This window comes from Streptomyces griseorubiginosus (genome assembly GCF_017614965.1).
Taxonomy (GTDB): Bacteria; Actinomycetota; Actinomycetes; order Streptomycetales; family Streptomycetaceae; genus Streptomyces; species Streptomyces griseorubiginosus_B.
In genome coordinates, this window is record NZ_WVUG01000027.1 from 43123 (window position 1) to 51137 (window position 8015).

The window sequence follows — 8015 nt, forward strand, 5'->3', positions numbered from 1 at the left end:
ACTCTGGTGGGTATGGGCAAGAGCGCACTGATCGTCATCGACATGATCAACACCTATGATCACGCCGACGCCGACCTGCTGCTGCCCTCGGTCACGGAGGTCGTCCCACGGGTGGCCGCGCTGTTGGAACGAGCCCGCGACAACGACGTACCCGTCATCTACGTCAACGACAACTTCGGCGAATGGCGCTCGCACCACGGCGAACTCCTCGACAAGGCCCTGTCCGGTCCGCACGCGGCACTCGTGGAACCGCTCGTGCCCGACGACCGCTCCCTCTTCGTCGTCAAGGCACGCCACTCGGTCTTCTTCGAGACCCCGTTGAACTATCTGCTCTCCCAACAGGGCATCGACCACCTGGTGTTGTGCGGGCAGGTCACCGAGCAGTGCATCCTCTACTCGGCGCTGGACGCCCACATCCGCCACTTCGACGTGACCGTTCCCCGGGACGCGGTGGCCCACATCCACGGCGACCTCGCCCAGGCCGCGCTGCGCATGATGGAACGCAACATGGGCGCCCAGGTGCGTGACGGCGACGATCTGTGGCGCGGCTGAGCACAGCCCACCGGATGCGCGTTCCTGGACCGTGATGGCTGCAGGACCCTCTGTAGTGGTGAACTGCCCGTCCCGCGACCGAGGTTGACGCGAGTTCCCCCTGAGGTGGATCATCCCCTTCGCAGAAGCCGACGGACAGCGGCGCAGAGTTCGTGCAGTGGTGCGCGCACTCGTCGTCGGTCGACCACCTGACGCGCCGTCATATGTGCTGTCCGCCCGGCCATTTCGATCTCTCTCAGGTCCGGGGGACCTTCATGACCACAAGCAGTACCAGGCGCGGACACGCGTCGAAGCGCCGTCGCGTGAGCCTGTTGGCCGCCCTCGCGGCGCTCGTCGTCGGGGGCGGAATCGCGGTACCGGTGACGGCACTGGCCACCGGTGATGCCGCGCCCGCGGCGAGCGGTCTGCAGCAGGACTTCAAGGACGCCGCAGACGCGTATCACGTCCCGCGCCAGGTGCTGCTCGCGGTGGCGTACCAGGAGTCCGCCTGGGAAACCCACCCCGGGCAGCACAGCACGGACGGCGGCTACGGGCCGATGCACCTGACCGACGTCACCCCCGCCATGATGGCCGGCGGCGACGCGGGCGCGGCGGGCCGCGGCGACCTGACCAAGCTGGCCGCCGACCCGGCCCTGCACACCGTGCAGGCCGCCGCGAAGCTGACCGGCGTGCCGGCGCGGAAGCTGCGCACCGACCCGGCCGCCAACATCCGTGGCGGCGCGGCCCTGCTCGCCTCGTACCAGAAGGCCGCGACCGGCTCCACCTCCGCACAGCCCGGCAACTGGTACGCGGCCGTGGCCCGTTACAGCCAGTCCACCCGGCGCCAGGGCGCCGAGGCCTTCGCCGACCGCGTCTTCGCCACCATGAAGAAGGGCGCGCACCGCACCACGACCGACGGCACACGCGTCTCCCTGTCGGCCGACACCGATGTCCGCCCGGCCACCGGCCAGTTGGCGTCGCTGCACCTGAAGGCCGCGGCGGACTCCGCCACCGAGTGCCCCACCACCGTCGCCTGCACCTTCGTCCCGGCGTCGCCGTCCAACGGCCAGGTCTCCAACCGCCCCGCCAACGGCATCCGGATCGACACCATCGTCATCCACGACACCGAGAGCTCCTACGACGCCGCCATCACCACCTTCGAGCAGGCGGGCGGCGCCGCGGCGCACTACGTGATGCGCTCCTCCGACGGCGCGGTCACGCAGATGGTCCCGACGAAGGACCTCGCCTTCCACGCGGGCAACTACTCCACCAACATGCACTCGATCGGCATCGAGCACGAGGGCTACGCCGCCCACGGCGCGACCTGGTACACCGAGGCGCAGTACGAGGCCACGGCCGACCTGGTGAAGTACCTCGCCGCCCGCTTCGGCATACCGCTGGACCGCGAGCACATCATCGGCCACGACAACGTCGCCGGCCCCAGGTCCTCCCTCGTCTCCGGCATGCACTGGGACCCGGGCCCGGGCTGGGACTGGAACCACTTCATGGACCTGCTCGGGGTGCACACCGGGCCTCACGGCGTCGGCCCCGTCGGCTCGGTCGTCACCATCGCCCCGCGCTTCGACGCCAACCTGCAGACCGTCCAGATCTGCCCCTCCGACGACCCGACCGGCGCCACCACCGCCTGCACCGAGACGCAGCAGAAGGCGAACTTCGTCTACCTGCGCACCGAGCCCAGCGACACCGCCCCGCTCTTTGGCGACCAGGCCATCCACCCCGGCGCGGCCGGCACCGACCGCATCAACGACTGGGGCAGCACGGCCGTGGCCGGTCAGCAGTTCGTCGTCGCCGACCAGGACGGCGACTGGACCGCCATCTGGTACAGCGGCGCCAAGGTGTGGTTCCACAACCCGGACGGCTGCAACACCGCGCCGGGCCACGGCGTGAAGGTGATCACGGCGGCCGGCAGCTCCCCGGTGGCGGTGTACGGCTCCAGCTACCCCGACGCCTCCGAGTACCCCTCGGGTCTGTCGCCCTCCACGCAGGCCCCGCTGAGCATGTACACCGTCCCCGCCGGCCAGGCCTACGTGGCGACCACCGCACCGTCCCTCACGGACGACTTCTTCCCCTCCAGCGGGCGGGTCGTCACCGGCGGCAAGGCGATGTACACCATCCAGTACAACCACCGCGTCGTGCTCGTGTACGCGGCGGACGTCACGGCCACGGACGCCTGACACCCGGCTGAGAGCACACCGACGGACAACCCCGGTGCCCAGGAGGTTCCCGCCTCCTGGGCACCGGCCGTTCCCCGCCCCCGGGAGGACCGTCCCCATGCGACCCAGGAGGCCGCCATCAGCCCGGCAGCGCCACCGGCTGGCCCGTGCGCAGTGACTCGTACGCCGCCAGTACCACCCGCAGGGACCGCAGGCCCGCCTCCCCGTCCGGGGCCGGGCGTCGGCCGGTGCGGGCGGTGTCGAGGAAGGCGTCCAGCATCGCCGTGTCCAGGTCGTCGCCGCCCGGCTCCCAGCGGGCGCGGGCGGTGGTGGTGTCGAAGCCGTCCAACAGCCGCGGGAAGGCGTCGAGTTCGACGATCGCCCGCTCGCCCACGCAGGTCAGCGTCAGACCGCCCCAGGTCGGATGGTCCCGCGGGTGGCTCCAGCTGCAGTCCACGGCGGCCACCGTGCCGCCGGGGTAGCAGATGGTGACCAGCCCCGCGGTCTCCACGTCCAGGCCGAGGTCGGCGTCCAGGACGGCGTTGGCCTGGGCGTACACCTCCGCGGCCTGTTCGCCGTCCAGGAGCACGTCCAGCAGGTCGGCGATGTGCACGGTGTGATCCATCAGCGCGCCGCCGCCCGCGAGTTCGCGGCTGCCGAACCACGGGCTCGAACGGGCCGGATTGCGGCCGTTGTTGGTGCCGTGAACGCTGATCAGCCGGCCCAGCGAGCCGTCTGCCACGGCCCGCCGCAGCGCGGCGAAGGCGGAGCCGAAACGGACCGGGTAGGCGGTCATCAGGCCGACCCCCGCGCGGGCGCAGGCGTCGATGACGGCGCGGGCGTCGGCCTCGGTGGTGGCCAGCGGCTTCTCGCACAGCACATGGGCACCGGCCGCCGCGGCGCGTTCCACGAGGGGGCGGTGGCGGGCGTTCTCGCTGGTGACGACGACCGCGTCGAGCGGCTGGGCGAACACCTCGTCCCAGGTGGCGGCGTACGGCACGCCGAGCCGCTCGGCGAGGGCCGGGCCGCGGTCCGGGTCGCCGGGCGGGGCGTCGGGGTCGGCGGCGAGGAGATCGACGTCCTCGCGGTCGCGCAGCAGGGTGAGGTACGTGGCGGCGTGGACGTGGGCGAAGGACAGAACGGCGACTTTCACGCGGGGCTCCCCTCGAGACGCACGGCCCGCCCGGTGCGCGCGGACACGGCGGCGGCTTCGGCGATGCGGACCGCCGCCACACCGTCCCCCGCGGTCACCCGCGGCTCGGGCCCGCGCCCGGTGAAGGCGGCGGCGAACTCGGCTATCTGAAGGGCGTACGGGGACTGGCCGAAGTCGCCCGACGGGATGCCGTCGGCCCCGGCGGCGTCCCGGTCGCTGCCGGTGACCCGCAGACCGGGGGAGGCCAGCGAGTCGTGGCTGAGGGTGCCACCGGTACCGGCGACGTGGAACGTGGTGCGGAACGGAGTGGCGGGCGGCGCCCACACACCCACCACCTGGGTGATCACCCCGCTCTCGTGGGTGAGGACGGCGGTACCGGAGGCCACGGCCCCCTCGGGGGCGGGGGAGGTGAGATGGCCGCGCTGGTCGGCGTGGACCCGGACCACCTCGCCGAACAGCCAGCGCGCGATGTCGAAGTCATGGATCATCTGGTCGACGAGGATCCCCCCGGAGCGCTCCGGGTCGGCGAACCAGGGGCTCCAGGTGGGATAACGGCCGGTGCGGGTGAACCGGGCCACCGCGACGCGGCCCGGCGCACCGCCCGCGACCAGCTCGTGCAGCCGGGCGTAGGCGGGGAAGAACCGCACCACGTGGCCGGGGTAGAGGCGCAGTCGGGCGGACCGGGCGGTGTCGGCGATCAGTTCGGCGTCGGCGGTGGTGAGGGCCAGCGGCTTCTCGCACAGCACGTGCGCGCCGGCGGCCAGCGCGGCGAGCGCGATCTCGCGGTGCGTGTCGGTCGGGCTGCACACGTCCACCACGTTCGCCCCGGCGATCGCCTCCTCACGCGTGCCGACGGCGGTGGCGCCGAAGTCGCGGGCCAGGCCGGGGGCGTGGCCGTCGGGGGCGTAGATGCGGACCCGGGCGCCGAGCGCGGTCCAGGCGGGCAGATGGGTACGGGCGATGCCGCCCGCGCCGATCAGCGCCACGTCGAGTTCTGCCATCTGCTGCGAGCCTCCTAGCCCTTGAGGGCGCCGCTGAGCACGCCGTTGATGAAGTGCCGCTGGAAGAAGAGGTAGACCAGGACGACAGGCGTGATGACGATGAGCGTCGCCGCGGCCAGCAGAGGCACGTCGACGTCGAACTGCCCGGTGAAGAAACCGAGTCCGGCGGGGGCCGTCCGTCTGCTCGGGTCCTGGATCAGGATCAGCGGCAGCAGGAACTGGTTCCAGCTCCACACGAAGTACAGCACGCCGAGCGTGGTGACGGCAGGACGGGAACTGGGCATGAGCACCCGCCACAACGTCGTCCAGGACGAGGCCCCGTCCAGCCGGGCGGCCTCGATGAGGCTGCGCGGCATGGTCGCGAAGTGCGCCCGCATCCAGAACACGCCGAAGGGCATGAAGGCGGCGATCTCCGCCAGCGCCAGCCCCGGCACGGTGTTGGTCAGTCCGAGTGCCCGCAGGTCGTAGTAGAGCGGGATGACGGTGACCTCGGTCGGGATGGACAGGCCGAGCAGCAGGTAGGCGTAGAGCTTTCCGCCGCCGGGGACGTCCATGGTGGCCAGCGCGTAACCGGCGAGCGTGGCGCACAGCACGGCCGCCGGGACGACCGCGAGCGCGATCACCGTGCTGGAACGCAGCAGCGGCCCGAACCCGGCACGGGACCAGGCGTGGACGAAGTTCTCCAGATGGATGCCGTGGGTCGGCAGCGCCAGCCCGGTCAGCGGTGTCCCGGCGGGCTGCACCGAGGCCAGCAGGAGTGACAGGAACGGTACGAGGACGGCGGCGCAGAAGAGTGCCAGTACGGCCGGTGCGGCGAGCCCTCTCGGCCTGTGGGTCCTCACGGGGCCTCCCGGGCAAGGCGGTTGATGACGAGGACGGCGACGGAGATGACCGCCGTCAGGACGACCGCGAGCGCGCTGGCCAGGCCCACCTGCCCGCCGCCGAAGGCGAGCCGGTAGATGAGGATGCCGGGCACGACGGTGCTGTTGCCGGGGCCGCCGCCGGTGGTGATGTAGATGAGGTCGAAGCTGGACAGCGCCGCGATCACGGTGATGGACAGGGCGACGGCGATCTCCGGTCGCAGCAGCGGCACCGTGATGGACCAGAACTCCCGCACCGGGCCCGCGCCGTCGACCCGGGCGGCCTCGTGGATCTCCTGGTCGATGCGCTGCGTGCCGGAGAGGAACAGCACCATGCACAGTCCGGCCACCACCCAGGTGCCGATCAGCCCCACGGCCGGAAGCGACCAGCTGAAGCTGCCCAGCCACGAGTCGGCGTACCGGCCCAGGCCCACTGCGCGCAGCACCTGGTTGACGGTGCCGTCCTCGGCGTACACCCATCGCCAGATGATGGCGACCGCGACCAGCGGCACGACCTGCGGCAGGAACAGCAGCGTGCGGACGGCCACCGTGCCGCGGCGGCCGGAGCGGCGGGCGACGATGGCCGCCGAGACCAGGCCGACGCAGATGGGCAGGACGGAGAAGAACAGGATGAGCGCGCCGGCGTGCCAGGCCGCCGCGCGCAGCTGTGGATCGCTGACGACCTTGCGGTAGTTGGCGATCCCGGTGAAGGACGGCAGGGTCACTCCGTCCCAGTCGAACAGGGACAGGTAGGCGGTGTGCAGGGCGGGCAGGACGGCGAACAGCGTGTACGGCAGCAGGGCGGGCAGCACGTACAGCAGGGCCGCGGCACGGCGCCGTCGCCGGGCGCCGGTCCGCCGGCCGGCCCGGGTGCGGGCGTGGCCGGTGGGCGCGGGCCGGGGACGGTGGGTGGTGACGGCCATCAGCTGTGGTACTGGTCGAAGTCGGACTGGAGGTTGGCCAGGAACTTCTCCACGCTCACCTTGCCGCCGGCCAGCAGCTGCAGCTGTGTGGTGAGGGTGTCGGGCATGGTCGGGCTGGAGGCGTTCTGGACGAACGGTTCCAGGCCGGAGTCCTTCGCGATGCCCTGCCAGCTGGTGGCGACGTCGCCGAGCAGTCCGCTCTGCTGCGGCATGGAGGAGGCGTCGGGTGCCATGAAGCCTGACTTGGCGATGATGGGCGCGGCTTCGGTGCTGGCGCAGAAGTTGAGGAAGGCGGTGGCCGCGGCGGCGTGTTTGGTGTTGCTGGAGACGCAGTAGTAGACGCCTGCGCCGGTGGTGTGCAGGGTGCCGCCCTTGTCGGCGGGTGGCGCGTTGAACATGCCCGCGTCGTCGCCGAGGCCCTTGGCGACGGCGGCCGCGGCCCAGTTGCCGCTGATGCGGAAGACGCCGGTGCCCTTGGCGAAGGCCGCGGTGGCGTCGTTGTCGCTGACGCCGTTGACCTTCGGTGTCACATAGCCCTTGTCCACCCAGCGTTTGAGGGTCGTGGCCGCGGCGACGGCCTCCGCTCCGGTGATCTTGGCTCCCTGGTGGCCGTAGGCCCAGGCCTGGCGGTCGGCCGGCTTCATGTAGACGGAGAGGAGCACGTTGAAGGGATGGTTGAGGCCGCCGTCGAGGTTGCCGGCGACGAGCGCGGTCTCCCCGGCCGCCTCGGCCTTGGCGAACATCGCCTCCAGGTCGGCGATCGAGGCCGCCGGTAGGGTGATGCCGAGCTTCTCGGCCTTGGCCTTGTTGTAGTAGACGCCCTCGAAGGACAGCCCACCGGACACGCCGTACAGGGCGCCGGTTCCGGTGGTCCGGCCGTCGGCGGTGAACGTGATCTGGTCGAGGCCGGGGAACTTGCCGGGCCAGCCGTACGCCTTGCTGTAGGCGCCGACGTCGAGCAGGAGCCGTCCCTTGACCAGGTTGTTCATGCCGGAGACGAACTGGGCGATGTCGGGGGCGCTGTCCGCGGACATCGTGGTGTTGATGCTCTTGAGGTAGTCGTCCCAGCCCGTGTACTGGCGCTTGAAGGTGATGTTGGGGTACTTGGCGTGGAAGGCCGCCATCAGTCCGGGCGTCATGGTGGTGTCGTCCGCGTCGGCGATGACCAGGGTGATCTTCTCGGTCGGGACGGCGGTGGCGGCGGGTCCGGACGCGCTGCTGCTCGCGGACGACTTGGCCCCGGGGGTGAGGGAACTGCCGCAGGCGGCGAGCAGGGTGGTCCCGGCGGCGGCGAGGAAGACGCGTCTGGGCAGATGGGTCGGGGGATGCGGGCGGCTGTGGCTCATGGCGGTGTCTCCTGGAAAGGCGGAGAG

The 8015-nt window shown here is 71.6% G+C and carries 7 protein-coding genes; 2 read left to right on the forward strand and 5 right to left on the reverse strand.

Annotated elements, in window-relative coordinates:
• Positions 1-12: 12 nt before the first annotated feature.
• Positions 13-552, forward strand: a complete 540-nt coding sequence (locus tag GRC12_RS08260) for an isochorismatase family cysteine hydrolase (RefSeq protein WP_208778516.1) — start codon at positions 13-15, stop codon at positions 550-552.
• A gap of 254 nt (positions 553-806) precedes the next feature.
• Entirely contained in the window at positions 807-2726 is a 1920-nt protein-coding gene (locus GRC12_RS08265; protein ID WP_208778517.1) for an N-acetylmuramoyl-L-alanine amidase, read from the forward strand.
• A gap of 118 nt (positions 2727-2844) precedes the next feature.
• On the opposite strand, the gene GRC12_RS08270 is transcribed toward GRC12_RS08265, so the two are convergent.
• The 5 genes from GRC12_RS08270 to GRC12_RS08290 form a co-directional block, all read right to left on the reverse strand.
• Positions 2845-3858 carry a Gfo/Idh/MocA family protein gene (locus tag GRC12_RS08270; protein ID WP_208778518.1) on the reverse strand — a complete coding sequence of 338 codons (1014 nt, stop codon included), beginning with the start codon at positions 3856-3858 and terminating at the stop codon, positions 2845-2847.
• Positions 3855-4859: a Gfo/Idh/MocA family protein gene (locus GRC12_RS08275; RefSeq protein ID WP_208778519.1), complete on the reverse strand. Its 1005-nt coding sequence runs from the start codon at positions 4857-4859 to the stop codon at positions 3855-3857. The genes GRC12_RS08270 and GRC12_RS08275 overlap by 4 nt, the downstream gene beginning before the upstream one ends.
• Before the next feature lie 14 nt (positions 4860-4873).
• On the reverse strand, positions 4874-5701 hold the full coding sequence (locus tag GRC12_RS08280) for a carbohydrate ABC transporter permease (RefSeq protein WP_208778520.1): 828 nt from the start codon (positions 5699-5701) through the stop codon (positions 4874-4876).
• Positions 5698-6642, reverse strand: a complete 945-nt coding sequence (locus GRC12_RS08285; RefSeq protein ID WP_208778521.1) for a carbohydrate ABC transporter permease — start codon at positions 6640-6642, stop codon at positions 5698-5700. The genes GRC12_RS08280 and GRC12_RS08285 overlap by 4 nt, the downstream gene beginning before the upstream one ends.
• On the reverse strand, positions 6642-8015 hold a 1374-nt coding region (locus tag GRC12_RS08290), incomplete at its 5' end, for an ABC transporter substrate-binding protein (RefSeq protein WP_208778522.1). The genes GRC12_RS08285 and GRC12_RS08290, both read right to left, overlap by 1 nt.

Bases quoted from the DNA above. Each gene is read 5' to 3' on its own strand.
- GRC12_RS08285 (WP_208778521.1), bottom strand. From the start codon at position 6,642: ATGGCCGTCACCACCCACCGTCCCCGGCCCGCGCCCACCGGCCACGCC.
- GRC12_RS08275 (WP_208778519.1), bottom strand. From the start codon at position 4,859: ATGGCAGAACTCGACGTGGCGCTGATCGGCGCGGGCGGCATCGCCCGT.
- GRC12_RS08265 (WP_208778517.1), top strand. From the start codon at position 807: ATGACCACAAGCAGTACCAGGCGCGGACACGCGTCGAAGCGCCGTCGC.
- GRC12_RS08260 (WP_208778516.1), top strand. From the start codon at position 13: ATGGGCAAGAGCGCACTGATCGTCATCGACATGATCAACACCTATGAT.